Consider the following 17,991-nt stretch of genomic DNA (forward strand, 5'->3'; position numbering starts at 1 on the left):
CGACTAAGGGCGCCGCAGGCCGAAGACGGGCCGTGACCCACGGTAAGCGGAACGGGGTGCGGTGAGGCCGGAAAGCGGGTTCGAGCGCAGAGCGAAGCCCCCGATCACGGGGGAACAACCGGGGGCTTCGCGTCTGCGGGGGCTCCGAAAAGCCGCACATTGAGAACGTAAGACCTGTACCGCCCTCGGGTCAAGCAGAGTTGAGGCACTGCCGCCCCGATTTCCGACTGCTCAGTATGGAGGGGTCGAGTGGTCACGGTGGGTGACGGAATGGTTCATTCCTGCTGTCGCACGTGCCCCCTCCAGCCACTCGTACCCCACAGGCAACTGGCGTACCAGGACATCGGCCCAGGGGCGTGAGGGATCGGCCGAGAAATGAGCCGCCTCGGCGGCCGTCCACCCGTCCCAGAAGGCGCTCAGCGCAGGTCCGTCCCGTCGCCGGCCGCGCTCCCAGGACTCCGCGGGCGGCAGGTCCATCCACAACAGGTGTGCGAGGGAGGGACGCAGCGACTGCCGTCCGGCGCCGACGCCCTCGATCAGGACCAGGGGAGCCGGGGCCAGAGTGCGCGGCCGGCCGAAGCCGCGAGCTGTCCAGTCGTACGGCGCGTAGCGGGCGGTCTCGCCGCGCGACAGCGGTCCGGTCACCTGCTCCCGCAGCCTTCCGGTCCAGCCGAACAGTTCCTCGTGGGTGGCCAGATCGTCCAGATGCAGTACGGGGGCGTCGCCGAGCTTCACCGCGAGCCGTGCGGCGAAGGTGCTCTTGCCCGATCCGGCGTGACCGTCCACGGCGATCAGCCGAACCGGGCCGCAGGACGGCGGCAGGGTGCGCAGCCGCGCGGCAAGGCGAGAGAGGTCGTTCATGGCCCCAGCCTACGAGCCGGCCCGGTCGGCAGCGCGAAGCAGCCGCAGGTCACGCCAGTGGTCCAGACCCATATTGGTCCGTGGGCGCGTGCCGAATCGCTGGCCGAACCGGGTCACGACCGGCAATAGTTGGCGCACTGTCGTGCACCCGCAGCGCCATTCCGCTTACGACCGGGAGTCTCGCCCATGCCCAGTCCGACTTCACGCAGAACCGTGCTCACCGCCGCGATCGCGGCAGCGGCCGGCGCCGGAACGGTGTCGTCCGCCGCTTCGGCGTCGGCCGCGGCTCCACCCCGAAACCGGCCCGACGCACCTTCGGCGACTGCCTCGCTCGTGGACAACCACGCGTGGACCACGTACACCGACTGGCGCTGCGGTTCCGGCGCCGGGACCCGTGCCGTCGCCGGCCGCCGCGCGGGGCTGGTGATCGGCCACCCGCTGGGGCGGACGGACTACACCGACCCGCACACCGGAACCACCGCGGCGTGGGACTACGCCACCTGGACCTCGCCGGTCCACCGCTCCACCGTCCCGGCCACCGAGGTGATCGCTTCCTGGAACGCGGCCACGCCCGCCGGTACCTGGATCCAGATCGAACTGCGGGGCGCGTACTCGGACGGCACCGAGACCCCTTGGTACGTCATGGGCCGCTGGGCCGCGGGTGACGGCGACATCCGCCGCACCTCCATCGACGACCAGACCGACGGCAAGAGCTCCATCTGGACCGACACCTTCGCGGTGGACGACGCGGCGAGCGGTCTGCGCCTGTTGTCCTACCGGCTGCGGCTGACGCTGTACCGCACCCCCGGCACCCGGCTCACTCCCACGGTGTGGCGGCTGGGCGCGATGGCCTCGGACATTCCCGACCGGTTCACCGTGCCCGTCTCCACCCCCGGCCTCGCCCGCGAACTGCCGGTGCCGCGCTACTCGCAGAACGTGCACGTGGGGCAGTACCCCGAGTACGACAACGGCGGCGAGGCGTGGTGCAGCCCGACCTCCTCGCAGATGATCGTCGAGTACTGGGGCCGCAGGCCCAGCGCCCAGGACCTCTCCTGGGTCGAACCGGGTCTGGAGGACCCGCAGGTCTGCCACGCGGCGCGCTTCACGTACGACAATCAGTACGAGGGCTGCGGGAACTGGCCGTTCAACGCCGCGTACGCGGCCACGTACGAGGACATGAGCGCCGTGGTGACCCGCCTCGGCTCGCTGAACGACGTGGAGACACTGATCCGGGCCGGCATCCCGGTCATAACGTCGCAGTCGTTCCTCAAGACGGAACTGACCGGTGCGGGCTACGGCACGTCCGGCCACCTGATGACGGTGATCGGCTTCACCGAGGACGGCGACGTGATCGCCAACGACCCGGCGTCGCCGAGCGACGAGGCGGTGCGGCGTGTCTATCTGCGGCACGAGTGGGAGACGATCTGGCTCCGCACGAAGCGCTACAACGCCGCCGGCAATGTGTCGTCGGGTACGGGCGGGGTCTGCTACGTGTACTTCCCCGCCCACCCGGCCCCCGCCCAGCGCCGCGCTCTGCGGTCGCTCGGTCTGCTGTGAGCACGTAGGACCCACGGCCGCCTCGACGACCTGAAGGTGGTGACCGCCACCGCCGTGTGCGAGGCGGCCGGAGCGCTCCGGAGGGCGCGGAACGGATGCGGCCCCGGGTGGGTGCCGATGCTCTGAGAGGGGACCGGCAGGCTCCGCCCGCCCCATGGCATGCGCGCCCGGCCGCGCGGCGGCGCCCGGCGACCTCGTGGATGCATCCCGGCCACGGCGGGCGGGTCCGGCCCGGGCCGGGGTGCACGCCGGCTCACTGCCGCCGCGGCGGTGGGGCCGTGCTCGCGCGCATGACGAGGCGGGTGGGGACCAGCGTCGTGCCGTGGTCCGGCCCGCCACGGCGCATCTGGTGCAGGACGCCCTCCACGCAGCGCCGGCCGACCTCGCCGAAGTCCTGGTGGACGGTGGTCAGCGGCGGCTGGAAGGAACCGGCTTCCGCGATGTCGTCGAAGCCGACGACGGACACCTCCTCGGGCACCTTGCGGCCGCGCTCGTTCAGGGCGCGCAACAGGCCGAGTGCCATCTGGTCGTTGGCCACGAACACCGCGGTGCAGTCGGCCTGTTCGGCGAGGTGAAGTCCTGCCCGATAGCCGGACTCGGCCGACCAGTCGCCCCGGACGATCTCCGGCGCGGTCCGGCCGGCACGGTGGAGCGCGGTGCGCCATGCGTCCGTCCGGCGCTGCGCCGCGTACGACTCCTCGGGTCCCGCCAGGTGCCAGACCGTTTCGTGGCCCAGGCCGAGAAGGTGATGAACCGCGTCGCGGGTGCCGCCCGCCTGGTCCGTGTCCACCACCGCGTACCGGTCGCCGGCGTCGGAGTCCGCCACCACGACCTTCACGTGCGGCGGAAGCGAGAGGCGGGCCTCGTCGAGGAGATGGACCTCCATGATGACGATGACCGCGTCCACCGCCAGCTCGCCGAGCCTCGAGAAGGCGCCGCGTACCTCGTCCTGCGTGGGGACGGCGACCGGCAGCAGCGTGACGGCGTATCCCTCGTGAGCGGCCGACGTGGCGATGGCCTCCAGCGTCCGGACGTTGCCCGTCGTGGAGAGGGTGAACGTGATGACGCCGATGGTGCGGAACTCGCCGCGCTTGAGGGCGCGCGCGGCGCTGTTGGGGCGGTAGCCGAGATCCTTCATCGCCGCGAGAACCTGCTGCCGGGTCTCCTCGTTGACACCGGGGAAACCGTTGGACACGCGCGAGACCGTCTGGGACGAGACCCCGGCGAGGTGGGCGACGTCCGCCATGGACACGGACCTGCGGCCGCGCGAGGTCCTCGTCGCCGGAGCCGGTCCGCTCCGCTCCGGCTGCGGTCCTGGGGTGTGTTCGCCTGGTCCGTCCACCGGTTCCCTCATCGAGTGCCGCCCTTTCAGAGCGGCTCTTGACCGCTCATCTGGAGGCAGTGTAGACATGCCGCCACCGAATGTTTACGCAAACATAACGCCTGGCCGGCGGAATGATCCAGCCGGGAACCGGCCCGGAACGTTTGCGTGAATCCCGGTTTCGGTTGGGTGAAGCAGGAGCGAGGGGCGCGAGATGACGACGCTGCAACCGCCGGCGGCCGCAGTGGCCGACCCGGCCGGGCCACCGGTGCGCAGGACGCACCGTTCGTGGACGGGATGGGGGTTCATCGGCCCCTTCGTCCTCGTCTTCGCGCTGGTCTTCCTGGCACCCCTCGCGTACTCGGTCTACCTGAGCCTCTTCCGTACGCAGCTCATCGGAGGTACCTCCTTCGTGGGCCTGGACAACTACCAACAGGCCCTCCAGGACAGCCAGTTCTGGGAAGGCGTGCTACGCGTCGGCCTGTTCCTGCTGGTCCAGGTCCCGATCATGCTGGGTATCGCCCTGCTCGTGGCGCTCGCGATCGACAGCGGCCGCCTGTTCGGCAAGGACTTCTTCCGGATCGCCGTCTTCCTGCCGTACGCCGTGCCCGCCGTCGTGGCGACCCTCATGTGGGGCTTCATGTACGGGCCCCGCTTCGGTCTCGTCGGTGACATCAACGACGCCCTGGGCGCGAACCTGCCCGACCCGCTCTCCTCCGGCCTGGTCCTGGCGTCCATCGGCAACATCGTGACGTGGGAGTTCGTCGGTTACAACATGCTGATCTTCTACTCCGCGCTGCGTGTCGTCCCGCATGCCCTGTACGAGGCCGCGGAGATCGACGGCGCGGGTCAGTGGCGGGTCATCTCGGCGATCAAGCTCCCGGCGATCCGGGGAGCCCTGGTCATCGCCACGATCTTCTCGGTCATCGGCAGTTTCCAGCTCTTCAACGAGCCCGCCATCCTCCAGAAGCTCGCGCCGAACGCGATCACCACCGACTACACCCCGAACTACTACACGTACTCGCTGTCCTTCTCCGGTCAGCAGCACAACTACTCCGCGACGGTCGCCATCGTCATGGGCGTCATCACGATGGCCGTGGCCTATGTCGTCCAGCTGCGCGGCATGCGCAAGGGAGCGTGACCCCGATGAGCAGCACCGCCACCGCCCCGCGTCCGGTGAAGCCGCCGAGGTCAGCCGCCCCGCGTCTGCGCACCCAGCGCCGTGCGCACGCACCGGGCCGGCCACGCCGCAGCGTCCTGCTGACCGCGCTCACCGGCGTCGTCCTCCTCTACAGCCTGCTGCCGCTGGTGTGGCTCGTCATCAGCGCCACGAAGTCACAAGCCGGGCTCGCCCGTTCCTTCGGCCTGTGGTTCGACCGGGACTTCGACCTCTGGGACAACATCAGCGGTACCTTCACCTACCAGGACGGCGTCTTCGGCCGCTGGCTCCTCAACACCCTGCTGTACGTGGTGGCGGGCGCGGGTGGTGCGACCCTCCTGGCCGTGCTCGGCGGGTACGCGCTCGCCAAGTTCCGGTTCCCCGGCAAGCGTGCCGTGTTCGCGGTCGTCATCGGGGCCGTGGCGGTACCCACCACCGCGCTGGCCGTGCCGACCTTCCTGATGTTCAGCAAGATCGGGCTGACCGACTCCCCGTGGGCCGTCATCATCCCCTCCCTGATCTCGCCGTTCGGTCTGTACCTGATGTGGGTGTACGCCACCGACGCGATCCCCGCCGAGCTGATGGAGGCGGCCCGCATCGACGGCGCGAGCGAGCTGCGCACGTTCTTCCAGGTCGCCCTGCCCCTGCTCGCGCCCGGCACGGTCACCGTCCTGCTCTTCACCACGGTCGCGACCTGGAACAACTACTTCCTGCCGCTGATCATGCTCAAGGACCCCGACTGGTATCCGCTGACCCTCGGCCTCGACGCCTGGAACAAGCAGGCGGCCACGGCCGGTGGTGAGGCCGTCTTCAACCTGGTCGTCACCGGCTCGCTGCTCACCATCGTGCCGCTCGTCGCGGCCTTCCTGCTCCTCCAGAAGTTCTGGCAGTCAGGCCTGTCCGCCGGAAGCGTCAAGGAGTAGCGCAGCCGGGACCGGCCTCCCCGCAGTACCCCCGGCCAGGTTCCGCATCTGCGGGATCCGCACGGCCGTGCATCCGTAAGTCCTGTCGAACCACGAGGAAGTGGAAGTACCGCCATGCCCAAGCACTCCCGCCGCCTGTTGCGCGGCCTCGGTCTCGTCTGCGCTCTGGCCCTCGCGGCGACCGCCTGCGGTTCCGACGACGACAGCGGTGGCCACAAGCAGGTGGGCGCCGGCGACCTGCAGACCGCGTTGAAGAACGGCGGCAGCGTCACGGTGTGGGCCTGGGAGCCCACGCTGAAGCAGGTCGCCGCCGACTTCGAGAAGAAGTACCCGAAGGTCGACATCAAGCTGGTCAACGCCGGGACCAACAACGACCAGTACAAGGCGCTGCAGAACGCCATTTCGGCGAAGAAGGGCGTCCCGGACGTCGCGCAGATCGAGTACTACGCGCTCAGCCAGTACGCCCTGACGAAGTCCGTCACCGACCTGAAGGCCTACGGCGCCGACAAGCTGGCCGGCTCGTACTCGCCGGGTCCGTGGAACTCGGTACAGACCGGGGACGGCATATACGGCCTGCCCATGGACTCCGGCCCCATGGCGCTGTTCTACAACAAGAAGGTCTTCGACACGTACGACATCGCCGTGCCGACGACCTGGGACGAGTACGTCGACGCCGCCCGCAAGCTGCACAAGGCGGACCCGAAGGCCTACATCACCAGTGACGTCGGCGACGCCGGTCTGACCACCAGCCTTCTGTGGCAGGCGGGTTCGCATCCCTACAAGGTCGACGGGACCGAGGTCGGCATCGACTTCGGCGACGCGGGAGCCAAGAAGTTCACCGAGACCTGGCAGAAGCTCATCGACGAGAAGCTCGTCTCGCCCGTCTCCGGCTGGAGCGACGACTGGTACAAGGGCCTCGGCGACGGCACCATCGCCACGCTGCCGACCGGCGCGTGGATGCCGGCGAACTTCGCGTCCGGCGTGAAGGGCGCGGCCGGTGACTGGCGCGCGGCCCCGCTGCCGCAGTGGACGAAGGGGGCCGACGCCTCCGCCGAGAACGGGGGCAGCTCGCTCGCGCTGCCCGAACTCGGCAAGAACAAGGAGCTCGCCTACGCCTTCGTCGAGTACGCCAACTCCGGTGCCGGTGTGCAGACCCGGATCAAGAACGGCGCCTTCCCGGCCACCACGAAGGACCTGAACGACAAGGCCTTCCAGGAGACCGCGTTCCCGTACTTCGGGGGGCAGAAGGCCAACAAGGTCTTCGCCGACGCCGCGAAGGCCGTGCCCGCCGGCTGGAACTACCTGCCGTACCAGGTGTACGCCAACTCGATCTTCAACGACACCGTGGGCAAGGCCTACGTCTCGGACACCAAGCTCGGCGACGGGCTCAAGGCGTGGCAGGACGCGTCCGCCAAGTACGGCAAGGAGCAGGGCTTCACCGTCGAGAAGTAGCCCACCCCCGCGACACGACCACGCATCTCTGGAAGGACCTGCATGACCTCCCCCCGCACCTCTCGGTTCCCGTACGCGAAGGGGCCGGACGGCATCCGTCGGCTCGGCTACGGCGCCGACTACAACCCCGAGCAGTGGCCGCGGGAGGTGTGGGAGGAGGACGTCCGGCTGATGCGCGAGGCCGGGGTCAACATCGTCTCCCTGGCCATCTTTTCCTGGGCCCGGATCCAGCCCACCGCCGACACCTGGGACTTCGGCTGGCTGGACGAGGTGATGGACCTGCTGCACGCGGGAGGCATCGGGGTCGACCTGGCCACGGCCACGGCCTCACCGCCGCCGTGGCTGACCACCGCGCACCCGGAGATCCTGCCGGTGACCGCGACCGGCGAGACCGTGTGGCCGGGCGCCCGCCAGCACTGGCGGCCCACGTCCCCCGTCTTCCGGGAGCACGCCCTGCGTCTCGTCCGCGAACTGGCGACGCGCTACGCGGACCACCCCGCCCTCGTCGCCTGGCACGTCAGCAACGAACTGGGCTGTCACAACGTCTACGACTTCTCCGACGACGCCGCGGACGCGTTTCGTGCCTGGCTGCGCCGCCGGTACACCACGCTGGAGGCCCTCAACCACGCCTGGGGCACCGCATTCTGGTCGCAGCGCTACAGCGACTGGGGCCAGATCCTGCCGCCGCGGCTGGCCGCTTCGCATCCCAACCCCACGCAGCAGCTCGACTTCAAGCGTTTCTCGTCGGATGCGCTCAAGAGTCACCTGCTGGCCGAGCGCGAGCTCCTCGGCGAGCTCACCCCGGAAGTGCCCGTCACCACCAATTTCATGGTGATGAGCGGTATCAAGGCAATGGACTACGCGGACTGGGCCGATGCCGTCGATTTCGTGGCCAACGACCACTACGTGGTCCCCGGGCCGCAGGACCGTGACGAGTTGTCCTTCTCCGCCAATCTGACGAGCGGCATCGCGGGGCACCGGCCGTGGTTCCTGATGGAGCACTCCACCAGCGCCGTGAACTGGCAACCCGTCAATGTGGCCAAGCGGCCGGGCGAGCTCGCCCGCGACTCGCTCCTGCACGTGGCGCATGGCGCCGACGCCGTGTGCTTCTTCCAGTGGCGCCAGTCCGCGGCAGGCGCGGAGAAGTACCACTCCGCGATGGTGCCGCACGCCGGTGCCGACAGCGCCCTCTTCCGGGCGGTGGTGGACCTCGGCGGGACACTGGAGGCCCTTGCCCCGATCGCGGGCACCGAGCGTGAACCCGCCCGGGTGGCCGTCCTCTTCGACTGGGAGTCGTGGTGGTCCGCAGAGCATGATTCCCACCCCACCTCACGTCTCGACTACCACTGCGAGGCCCTCGACTGGTACTCCGCACTGCTGCGCCTGGGCATCCGCGCGGACATCGTGCCCGCCCACCGCACCGACATCTGCGCCTATGACGTCGTCATCGCCCCGGTCCTGCACATGGTGTCGCAGGAGGTCTCCAAGAACCTCACCCGGTACGCCGAGAACGGCGGCCACCTCATCACCACGTACTTCTCGGGCATCGTCGACGAGAACGACCACATCTGGCTCGGCGGGCACCCCGGCGCGCTGCGTGAGCTGCTCGGCATCCGGATCGAGGAGTTCGGGCCGCTGCTGGACGGTGAAACCGCCGACCTCGTCCTCGAAGCGTCCGACGGCACCGCCACCGGAAGTCTGTGGACCGACCGGATCGACGTCACCGGGCCGGACGTCGCGGTCCTCGCGCGCTACCGCACGGGTGCGTACGCCGGGCGGCCGGCGGTCACGCGCCGCAGCACCGGCGGCGGCACGGCCTCCTACGTCTCCACGCGCCTCGGCGTCGAGGGTCTCGCAGGGCTGCTGCCCACTCTGCTGGCGCCGGCGGAGGTCGCGAGTGAGCTTCCGGAAGCGGCACGTGGGCTCGTGGAGCTCGCGGTGCGCCGCGACGCGCACCACCGCTACCTGTTCCTGGTCAACCGGGGCGGGACGCCGGTGGACCTGCCGGCGATGGCCGGTGAGGTGCTGGTCGGCCCCGCTGCCGACGGCGGTCCGGTCCTGGCGCCGCACGAGGTCGTGGTCCTGCGGCAGCAGGCACCGGGGAGTGTCGGCGCGGAGCACGGTGACTGCACGGGGTGACGCCCGCCGGAGTCCGGGGCGAAGGGGCGCACGGGTGAGCTGCCGTCCCGGGCAGGCGCTCCGACACGACGGGGCCCTGCCGCTGTCCGGACCGGGACGGGCGAGGCCCCAGTGTGGCGCGGCGGTGTGGTGTCGGGCACAGGCGACTTTCTCGGCCGGCCGGCCAGTCCGCCCCGCCACCGCGCCGTACCGGGCCCGGTGGGGGGCGGGCGAACGCTGTCGCCGTCAGGCCGCCGCGGGGGCAGTGACGCAGATCTCTACCCCGCGGGTGCATCCGGCTGGCACTGTGGTCGGGTCCTCGGGGGACGCCGACTGCCGACCGACCGAACGAGATGCCATGACCGCGACTGCTGCCGCAACCACCACCCCTGCCCGCCGCCGCGCACGGACCGGCGGGCCCGAGGACGGCTCCAAGCTGCTGGAGAACGTCCTGGGCTGGACCCTCGTCATCGTCATCGCCATGTTCGTCACGCAGCTGGGCCTCATGTGATCCGGGTCCGTCGCCGGACGTGACGGGGGCGGGGAGCCCGCCCGGCTCCCCGCCCCCTCATGCCTGCCGCGCCGGAGTCAGCCGATCGCCTTGATCAGCTCCCCGTCCGTGGTGTCACCGCTGAGCTCCCAGAAGAAGGTGCCGCCCAGGCCCTGCTGGTTCTTGTACGCCATCTTGGTGCCGATGGTGGCGGGGGTGTCGTAGCTCCACCAGTTGGTGCCGCAGTGCGCGTACGCGGTGCCGGCGACGGTGCCGGTCGCGGGGCAGCTGTTCTTGAGGACCTTGTAGTCCTCGATCCCCGCCTCGTACGTACCGGGGGCCGCGCCGGTCGCGGTGCCGCCGGGTGCGTCCTGGGTGACGCCGGTCCAGCCGCGGCCGTAGAAGCCGATGCCGAGCAGCAGCTTCGAGGCAGGCACGCCCTGCGCCTTCAGCTTGTCGATGGCCGCCTCGCTGTTGAAGCCCTCCTTGGGGATACCCGTGTAGGAGGTGAGCGGGGAGTGCGGGGCCGTCGGACCCTTCGCGTCCCAGGCGCCGAAGAAGTCGTACGTCATCGGGTTGTACCAGTCGACGTACTTCGACGCGCCGCCGTAGTCGACGGCGTCGAGCTTGCCGCCCTCGGAGCCGTCCGCACTGATCGCCGAGGTGACCAGATTGTCCGTGCCGAACTTGGAACGCAGCGCCGAGAGCAGGTTGCCGTACGCGTCTCGGCCGCTGGTGTCGCAGGTCAGACCGCACGCGTTGGGGTACTCCCAGTCGATGTCGATGCCGTCGAAGACATCGGCCCAGCGCGGGTCCTCCACCAGGTTGTAGCAGGACTCGGCGAACGCGGCCGGGTCCTGAGCGGCCTGACCGAAGCCGCCGGACCAGGTCCAGCCGCCGAACGACCAGATGACCTTCAGGTCGGGGTGCAGCTTCTTCAGCTTGCGCAGCTGGTTGAAGCTGCCGCGCAGCTCCTGGTCCCAGGTGTCCGCGACCCCGTCGACCGACTGGTCGGCCGTGTAGGCCTTCTCGTAGTCGGCGTATGAGTCGCCGACCGTGCACTTGCCGCCCTGGACGTTGCCGAAGGCGTAGTTGATGTGCGTGAGCTTGTCGGCCGAGCCCGAGGTCTCGATGTTCTTGACGTGGTAATTGCGCTGGTAGACACCCCAGTTGGTGAAGTATCCGACCACCTTGCTGCCGGCCGCTGTGGGGGCGGCCGGTGCTGCTGCCGGTGCGGCGGCCTGCTGGGCGGCGGGGGCCGCTCCGGCGGACCCGGCGCCTGCGACACCCAGCAGGGCTGAGCCCAGGGCGGCGGTACAGGCGGCAGCGGCGAGCGCCCGCATGCGGGCTCCCGGGCGATGCGGTCCGGTCATGGTTGCTCCTCGTGGGGGAGGGGACGTGCCAGTGGACGACCGGCTTCCGGCGCGCGTGCATTTTTGGCATGGACGCGGAAAGCTGGTTCGTCGAAACCGTAGATGGACTAGACCAGTTGGGTCAATGGTTCGGACCAACTCCCGTGATCGTCCCCGCCGCCGCCGCTGCTTTCCGGGCGTCCTCTGTCAACCGGTGACGGATACCGTCCGATCGGGCATACTCAAGCCGCCACAGCCGCCGGCCTGCACCTCTCGTAATCCGGGAGGGCAACATCGGCTGGGCAGCAGTGTTTTCCGGGCATCGTCCGGAGATCCCCCGGCGGCGCCGCTCACACCCCGCGCGTGCGACCGCCGCAACGCCCGACAGGGAGGAGAGCGCCGTCATGTCCGACCGTGCCCCGCAATTGGTGGAACGCCGTCTGCCCACCGAGGAGTCCAGGCAGCTCATCGCGCTCGTCCGCGACATCGCCCAGCGGGAGATCGTGCCGAGGGCCGCCGAAGAGGAGGACGCGGGCCGTTTTCCGCGCGAAGTCTTCACTCTGCTCTCCGAGTCCGGCCTGCTCGGCCTGCCCTACGACTCCGCCCATGGCGGCGGGGACCAGCCGTACGAGGTCTACCTCCAGGCCCTCGAGGAGCTCGCCGCCGCCCGGCTCACCGTCGGACTCGGCGTCAGCGTCCACTCCCTCGCCTGCCACGCGCTTGCCGGCTACGGCACGAAGGACCAGCAGACCGACCACCTTCCGGCGATGCTCGGGGGCGGCCTGCTGGGCGCCTACTGCCTCTCCGAGCCCGCTTCGGGCTCCGATGCCGCCTCCCTGCGCACCAAGGCCGTACGGGACGGTGAGGACTGGGTCATCACCGGCACCAAGGCCTGGATCACCCACGGCGGCATCGCCGACTTCTACACGGTCCTGGCCCGTACCGGCGTCGAAGGCCCCCGGGGCATCACCGCCTTCCTCGTCCCGGGCGACGCCCCCGGCCTGAGCGCCGCCGTGCCCGAGAAGAAGATGGGGATGAAGGGCTCGCCCACCGCCCAGCTGCACTTCGACGGAGTACGGGTCTCCGACGCGCGACGGATCGGCGAGGAGGGGCAGGGCTTCGCCATCGCCCTGTCCGCGCTCGACTCCGGCCGGCTGGGCATTGCCGCCTGTGCCATCGGCGTGGCCCAGGCGGCGCTGAACGAGGCCGTCGCCTACGCCACCGGGCGCGAGCAGTTCGGCCGTCCCATCGCGGACTTCCAGGGGCTGCGGTTCATGCTCGCCGACATGGCCACCCAGATCGAGGCGGGCCGCGCGCTCTACCTGGAGGCCGCCCGGCTGCGCGATGCGGGGAGCCCCTTCTCCCGGCAGGCGGCGATGGCCAAGCTGTTCTGTACGGACGCCGCGATGCGCGCCACCATCGACGCCGTCCAGGTGCTCGGCGGATACGGCTACACGCTGGACTTCCCCGTCGAACGGCTGATGCGCGAGGCGAAGGTGCTGCAGATCGTCGAGGGCACCAATCAGATCCAGCGCATGGTCATCGCCCGCCACCTCGCGGGTCCTGAGACGCGCTGACCCGCAGGGGCCGGTCCGACCACACGGGCGTCGTCATGATCCGGTTCCACTCCTGGTCATGGCGGCCCGGCAGGGTCCTGCCGGTGCTCTCCCAATGCCCTAGCAGCGACCGGTAGATGGGCGGATCGGTCGAGTGGGGCGCCGAGCGTGCCGCCGGACGGGACGGCTCCGACGGCGCAGGTGAGGTGCGGGACCGCGGAACCGATTCTTCGGAGGCCGGAACAGCGAGGCGTCGGCGACCGGGACCGGCCGGGGAGTGCAGCAGGGTCATGCCCGGCCAACGGTGTGGAGCCGGGCCGGGTCACTGTCCAGCTGATTCGAGCGCCAGTTCGTCAGGTCCTCTCGGCGTGCCTCACCGGACCGGGCCGGCGGGGCGGCCGGCTGCCCGGGTCACGGCGCCCCTGCCGGGGCGTGGCGCGGGCAGTCCGTCCTGGTGCCCCCGGCGGCTGCGGTCTCAGGCCGCGTCGCGACGCAGCTGGTGCGGCACCCGAAGCGGGCGCGAGCCGGCCCCGCCGGCGTGCGAGAACGGCTGCATCCTCCAGTCGAGCCCCTGGGGGAGCGTCAGCAGGAGGGCCGTCTCCTGCTCCTGGGCGTCCGCCGACTCATCGGCGGGCCGGGCCTTGGACGCCGCGCGGCCGGTACCGGCACACACCGTCAGGACGAACGGGTTCCACGGAGTGGGGCACAGCGCGTGCTCCGGCAGTACGTCCTCGTCCGCCAGGAGCGCGATGGGCTGTGCGCAGTCCGGGCAGATGACCCGGTACATCTCGAACGTGTCGTACGCGTCGGGAGCGGTGTCCTCGAAAGGATCAACGGGCTCCGGTTCGGTACGTCCGGTGAGCTTCAGGCTCTGCATGGGAAATTCCCCCCTCGGGTGGGCCGACAAGGCGCCGCGGCCTCGACCACAGCAAGCACTTCCCGCCGGGCATCCGGCGTAACCGCGAGGGACGCGGCTACCGGCGCGTAAACCTGTGGCATTCGTCACACGCCCCGTGCAGGTGCCCTTCACCGCCCCTCCACGGCTGTGCCTGGAGGGCGTGGGGCCATAGATTGATCCATATGGAGGAGCTGGACCGTCAAATCGTGGAGTTGCTCGTCAAGGACGGGCGGATGAGCTACACCGACCTGGGCAAGGCCACGGGCCTGTCCACGTCGGCCGTTCATCAGCGCGTCCGCAGGCTGGAGCAGCGTGGGGTGATCAGGGGCTATGCCGCGGTCGTCGACCCCGAGGCCGTCGGCCTGCCGCTGACCGCGTTCATCTCGGTGAAGCCCTTCGATCCGAGCGCTCCGGACGACATCGCGGAGCGGCTCGCGGGCGTCCCCGAGCTGGAGGCCTGCCACAGCGTCGCCGGCGACGAGAACTACATCCTGAAGGTGCGGGTCGCGACCCCGCTGGAGCTGGAGCACCTGCTCACCCGGATCCGCTCGCTGGCCGGGGTCTCCACGCGTACCACCGTGGTCCTCTCCACGCCCTACGAGGCCCGCCCGCCGCAGATCTGACGGGCGCGGCCGTAAGGGGGGTCGCGCACCGCGCGGGCCCCGGCAGGCGGGAGACTGGTCCTCATGACCGAGAGCACCGCCCCCCAGAGCGAACACCGCACCGTGCTGCTGCGCGGTGGAGACGTCCACAGCCCCGCCGATCCCTTCGCGACCGCCATGGTGGTCGAACGGGGGCATGTCGCCTGGGTGGGCTCCGAAGGGGCGGCGGACGCCTTCGCGAGCGGCGTCGACGACGTGATCGACCTCGACGGAGCCCTGGTCACCCCCGCGTTCACCGACGCTCACGTCCACACCACATCCACCGGTCTGGCACTCACCGGCCTCGACCTCTCCGGCGCCCGCACCCTCGATGAGGCCCTCGGCCTCGTACGGACGTACGTGGCGGCGCACCCCGCCGACCGGGTGGTTCTGGGGCACGGCTGGGACGCCACTCGCTGGCCCGAGCAGCGCCCGCCCACGCGCGGCGAGCTCGATGAGGCGGCCGGCGGCCGGCCGGTCTATCTGCCCCGGATCGACGTTCACTCGGCGGTCGTCACCACGGCGCTGCTCGACCTCGTCCCCCAGGCCACCTCGATGGCCGGCTACCGGCCCGACGCGCCGCTCACGGGTGCCGCCCACCACGCGGTGCGCGCGGCCGCCCACGGTGCCGTCTCGCCGCGTCAGCGCGCCGACGCCCAGCGTGCCGCGCTGACCCACGCGGCGTCCCTCGGAATCGGTACCGTCCACGAATGCGGTGGCCCCGACATCTCCGACGAGGAGGACTTCACCTCGCTGCTGAAACTGGCGGCCGGGGAGCCGGGCCCGCGGGTCTTCGGCTACTGGGCACAACAGGTCCGTGACGAGAAGGACGCACGCCGTGTCCGGGAGCTCGGCGCGGTGGGGGCGGCGGGGGACCTCTTCGTCGACGGATCGCTCGGTTCGCACACCGCCTGTCTCCACGAGCCGTACACCGACGCGGCCGTCTCGGGCACCGCCCATCTGGACGCCGCGCAGATCGCCGCCCATGTCGCCGCCTGTACCGAGGCCGGGCTCCAGGCGGGCTTCCATGCCATCGGCGACGCGGCGCTGACCGCCGTCGTCGACGGCATCAGGGCGGCGGCCGAGAAGGTCGGCCTCGGCCGGGTGCGGGCCGCCAGGCACCGCGTCGAGCACGCGGAGATGCTCACGCCCGAGACGGTGGCCGCTTTCGCCGAACTCGGTCTCACCGCCTCGGTCCAGCCCGCCTTCGACGCCGCCTGGGGCGGTGAGGGGGGCATGTACGCCCGCAGGCTGGGAGCCGGGCGGGCGAGGACCCTCAACCCGTACGCGGCGCTTCTGCGGGCCGGTGTGCCCCTCGCGTTCGGCTCCGACAGCCCGGTGACCCCGCTGGACCCGTGGGGGACCGTGCGGGCCGCCGCGTTCCACCGGACGCCCGAGCACCGGATCTCGGTGCGGGCGGGCTTCACCGCCCACACCAGGGGCGGCTGGCGGGCCGTCGGCCGCGACGACGCGGGCACTCTGGTGCCCGGTGCCCCGGCCGACTACGCGGTCTGGCGCACCCGCGAACTGGTCGTCCAGGCCCCTGACGACCGGGTGGCGCGCTGGTCGACGGACCCCAGGTCGGGGACGCCCGGCCTGCCCGATCTCAGCCCTGGTGGTGAACTCCCGGTCTGCTTGCGCACGGTGGTCTTCGGACAAACTGTCTACGTGCGACCGAACGAGTGACGTGGGGAAATTTCGTACCGCCGATCGAAGCTGTCCTCTTTCTGCCGCGACCTGGGGATCTTCGGGACTGACCAGGCAAGTTCGGTAAACGATGCAGGTCAGGCGACTATTGACAGAATGCGCCCACCGGCCGGTAGGTTCGGCCGAGTCCACCACAGGACGTCCGACCGGTTAAACCTCCACGCAGTCGTCGAACGCCGCTGGGTCATGAGGTGGTGTGCCGCACCGGCGCACCACCACTGACAGCCAGGTTCAGCGCCCGCGCCTCGGGGGCGAGGGAAGGTTTCAGCCGGGCGGAGGGTGCGACCCGGGTGGGGCCCGGACGTTCAGTAGACAACGGCTCTAGGTCGATCCGCAGCCGGCGGGTCCCAGGTCGGCCCGAAGGGCGCCGGGCCCCGATCCGCAGTTCTGTCCGTACTTCCGCGCTTCTGTCCCTCGCCGCATCCCACGCCGCCCGACCGGGTCGGTCGGCGTTCCCGCCGCGCTCGATATGGTGTGCACCTGCGTACGGACTTAAGGGGCAGTAAGTGAACGACGGCGGTCAGAGGCGATACGGCCCGCTCGGCAGAGCACTGGTGATCATTCCGACCTACAACGAGGCCGAGAACATCAAGCCGATCGTCAACCGGGTGCGCGCCGCCGTGCCGGAGGCCGACATCCTGGTCGCCGACGACAACAGCCCGGACGGCACCGGCAAGCTCGCCGATGAACTCGCCGCGACCGACGACCAGGTCCACGTGCTGCACCGCAAGGGCAAGGAAGGGCTCGGCGCCGCCTACCTCGCCGGCTTCCGCTGGGGCATGGACCACGACTACGGCGTCCTGGTCGAGATGGACGCCGACGGCTCCCACCAGCCGGAGGAGCTTCCCCGCCTGCTCACTGCCCTCAAGGGTGCGGACCTGGTGCTCGGCTCCCGCTGGGTCCCGGGCGGACGGGTGGTCAACTGGCCCAAGTCCCGCGAAATGATCTCCCGTGGCGGCAGCACGTACTCCCGGCTGCTGCTCGGCCTGCAGACGAGGGACGTCACCGGCGGCTACCGGGCCTTCCGCACTGAGACGCTGCAGGGCATCGGCCTCGACAACGTCGCCTCGCAGGGGTACTGCTTCCAGGTCGACCTGGCCCGCCGCGCCATCGATGCGGGCTTCCACGTCGTCGAGGTCCCGATCACCTTCGTGGACCGGGAGGTCGGCGACTCCAAGATGAGCCGCGACATCCTGGTCGAGGCGCTCTGGCGCGTGACGGCCTGGGGTGTCACCACGCGTACGAACCGGGTGCTCGGCCGCCGGACGACCTGACCCGGAGCGGGACCGGCCACCGCCAGCCCCTTACCCCGTTCGGACGCCGGCCCAGGCACACTGGGGACATGACGACCGGCACACCGCCCCCGACCGCCCGCAAGCGCTCGCGCGCCCGGACCTTCGTACCTCTCGCCATCGCCGCCTGGGCGGTGCTGGAGATCTGGCTGCTCACCGTGGTGGCGGACGTGGCAGGCGGGTTCACCGTGCTGCTGCTCCTGGCCGCGGGGGTCGTCCTCGGTGCCGTGGTGATGAAGCGGGCCGGCCGTCGCGCCTTTCGCAATCTCACCGAGACGCTCCAGCAGATGCCGGGACAGCCGGGTGCCGGCGGGTCCTCGCCCGCCCCGCAGAGCACTCGGGGCAACGGCTTCCTGATGCTTGCCGGTCTCCTGATCATGATTCCGGGGATGATCTCGGACGTGGCGGGACTCCTGCTCCTGGTACCGCCGGTCCGGTCGGCCCTCAGCAGGTATGCGGAGCACTCCCTGGAGCGGCGGATGCGGGCGGCAGGCCCCGGCAGTCTGTCGGACGCCTTCCAGCAGGCCCGTATGCACCAGCCGGACGGAAAGGTCGTCCAGGGTGAGGTGATCCGGGAGCGGCCCGCCCGGCCCGACGACACCCCGCGCCCGCCCCTCACGCCGTAAGGCCCGGCCCATCAGGCCCGGCCCATCAGACCCGAAGC

General features: G+C 70.6%; 15 protein-coding genes. 11 read left to right on the forward strand and 4 right to left on the reverse strand.

The genetic code is table 11. The features are described from left to right. Nucleotides 1–231: 231 nt before the first annotated feature. Nucleotides 232–861 (reverse strand): uridine kinase, encoded by a 630-nt coding sequence (locus OG538_RS30745; RefSeq protein WP_406098695.1) that lies wholly within the window; start codon nucleotides 859–861, stop codon nucleotides 232–234. 186 nt (nucleotides 862–1,047) lie between these two features. On the opposite strand from OG538_RS30745, the gene OG538_RS30750 reads away from it, so the two are divergent. Continuing rightward, complete coding sequence (locus OG538_RS30750) at nucleotides 1,048–2,418, forward strand: peptidase C39 family protein (protein ID WP_406098696.1); 1,371 nt, start codon at nucleotides 1,048–1,050, stop codon at nucleotides 2,416–2,418. Between the two features lie 253 nt (nucleotides 2,419–2,671). Here the strand turns inward: OG538_RS30750 and OG538_RS30755 are convergent, their stop codons facing one another. Further along, a complete protein-coding gene (locus OG538_RS30755) occupies nucleotides 2,672–3,664 on the reverse strand; it encodes a LacI family DNA-binding transcriptional regulator (protein WP_406098697.1) in 993 nt (330 codons plus the stop codon). A 289-nt stretch (nucleotides 3,665–3,953) separates the two neighbouring features. Between OG538_RS30755 and OG538_RS30760 the strand changes: the two genes are divergently transcribed. The 5 genes from OG538_RS30760 (at nucleotide 3,954) to OG538_RS30780 (ending at nucleotide 9,902) form a co-directional block, all read left to right on the forward strand. Further along, entirely contained in the window at nucleotides 3,954–4,880 is a 927-nt protein-coding gene (locus OG538_RS30760; RefSeq protein WP_406098698.1) for a carbohydrate ABC transporter permease, read from the forward strand. Between the two features lie 5 nt (nucleotides 4,881–4,885). Further along, entirely contained in the window at nucleotides 4,886–5,821 is a 936-nt protein-coding gene (locus OG538_RS30765) for a carbohydrate ABC transporter permease (RefSeq protein ID WP_406098699.1), read from the forward strand. A gap of 114 nt (nucleotides 5,822–5,935) precedes the next feature. After that, entirely contained in the window at nucleotides 5,936–7,273 is a 1,338-nt protein-coding gene (locus OG538_RS30770) for an ABC transporter substrate-binding protein (protein WP_406098700.1), read from the forward strand. A 42-nt stretch (nucleotides 7,274–7,315) separates the two neighbouring features. Continuing rightward, a complete protein-coding gene (locus OG538_RS30775; protein ID WP_406098701.1) occupies nucleotides 7,316–9,412 on the forward strand; it encodes a beta-galactosidase in 2,097 nt (698 codons plus the stop codon). Between the two features lie 337 nt (nucleotides 9,413–9,749). Then, complete coding sequence (locus OG538_RS30780) at nucleotides 9,750–9,902, forward strand: SCO1431 family membrane protein (protein WP_406098702.1); 153 nt, start codon at nucleotides 9,750–9,752, stop codon at nucleotides 9,900–9,902. A gap of 77 nt (nucleotides 9,903–9,979) precedes the next feature. Here OG538_RS30780 and OG538_RS30785 read toward each other — a convergent pair whose 3' ends face one another. Then, the gene (locus OG538_RS30785; protein WP_406098703.1) at nucleotides 9,980–11,254 is read right to left on the reverse strand and encodes a glycoside hydrolase family 18 protein; all 1,275 of its coding nucleotides are present in this window, start codon (nucleotides 11,252–11,254) and stop codon (nucleotides 9,980–9,982) included. Nucleotides 11,255–11,637: 383 nt separating this feature from the next. Here OG538_RS30785 and OG538_RS30790 point away from each other — a divergent pair, with 383 nt between their 5' ends. Next, nucleotides 11,638–12,810 (forward strand): acyl-CoA dehydrogenase family protein, encoded by a 1,173-nt coding sequence (locus OG538_RS30790; RefSeq protein ID WP_406098704.1) that lies wholly within the window; start codon nucleotides 11,638–11,640, stop codon nucleotides 12,808–12,810. A gap of 454 nt (nucleotides 12,811–13,264) precedes the next feature. On the opposite strand, the gene OG538_RS30795 is transcribed toward OG538_RS30790, so the two are convergent. Beyond that, nucleotides 13,265–13,666 (reverse strand): hypothetical protein, encoded by a 402-nt coding sequence (locus tag OG538_RS30795; protein WP_406098705.1) that lies wholly within the window; start codon nucleotides 13,664–13,666, stop codon nucleotides 13,265–13,267. A 203-nt stretch (nucleotides 13,667–13,869) separates the two neighbouring features. Between OG538_RS30795 and OG538_RS30800 the strand changes: the two genes are divergently transcribed. The 4 genes from OG538_RS30800 to fxsA all read left to right on the forward strand — a co-directional run bounded on the left by OG538_RS30800 (nucleotide 13,870) and on the right by fxsA (nucleotide 17,953). Beyond that, nucleotides 13,870–14,310, forward strand: coding sequence for an Lrp/AsnC family transcriptional regulator (locus tag OG538_RS30800; protein WP_024493538.1), 441 nt, complete (start codon nucleotides 13,870–13,872; stop codon nucleotides 14,308–14,310). 63 nt (nucleotides 14,311–14,373) lie between these two features. Continuing rightward, on the forward strand, nucleotides 14,374–16,014 hold the full coding sequence (locus OG538_RS30805; protein ID WP_406098706.1) for an amidohydrolase: 1,641 nt from the start codon (nucleotides 14,374–14,376) through the stop codon (nucleotides 16,012–16,014). A 527-nt stretch (nucleotides 16,015–16,541) separates the two neighbouring features. Beyond that, nucleotides 16,542–17,309 (forward strand): polyprenol monophosphomannose synthase, encoded by a 768-nt coding sequence (locus OG538_RS30810; protein ID WP_406098707.1) that lies wholly within the window; start codon nucleotides 16,542–16,544, stop codon nucleotides 17,307–17,309. A 68-nt stretch (nucleotides 17,310–17,377) separates the two neighbouring features. Then, entirely contained in the window at nucleotides 17,378–17,953 is a 576-nt protein-coding gene (gene fxsA, locus OG538_RS30815) for an FxsA family membrane protein (RefSeq protein WP_406098708.1), read from the forward strand. Nucleotides 17,954–17,991: the final 38 nt, after the last annotated feature.

Source organism: Streptomyces sp. NBC_01013 (assembly GCF_045162765.1).
In the GTDB taxonomy this organism is placed as follows: Bacteria; Actinomycetota; Actinomycetes; order Streptomycetales; family Streptomycetaceae; genus Streptomyces.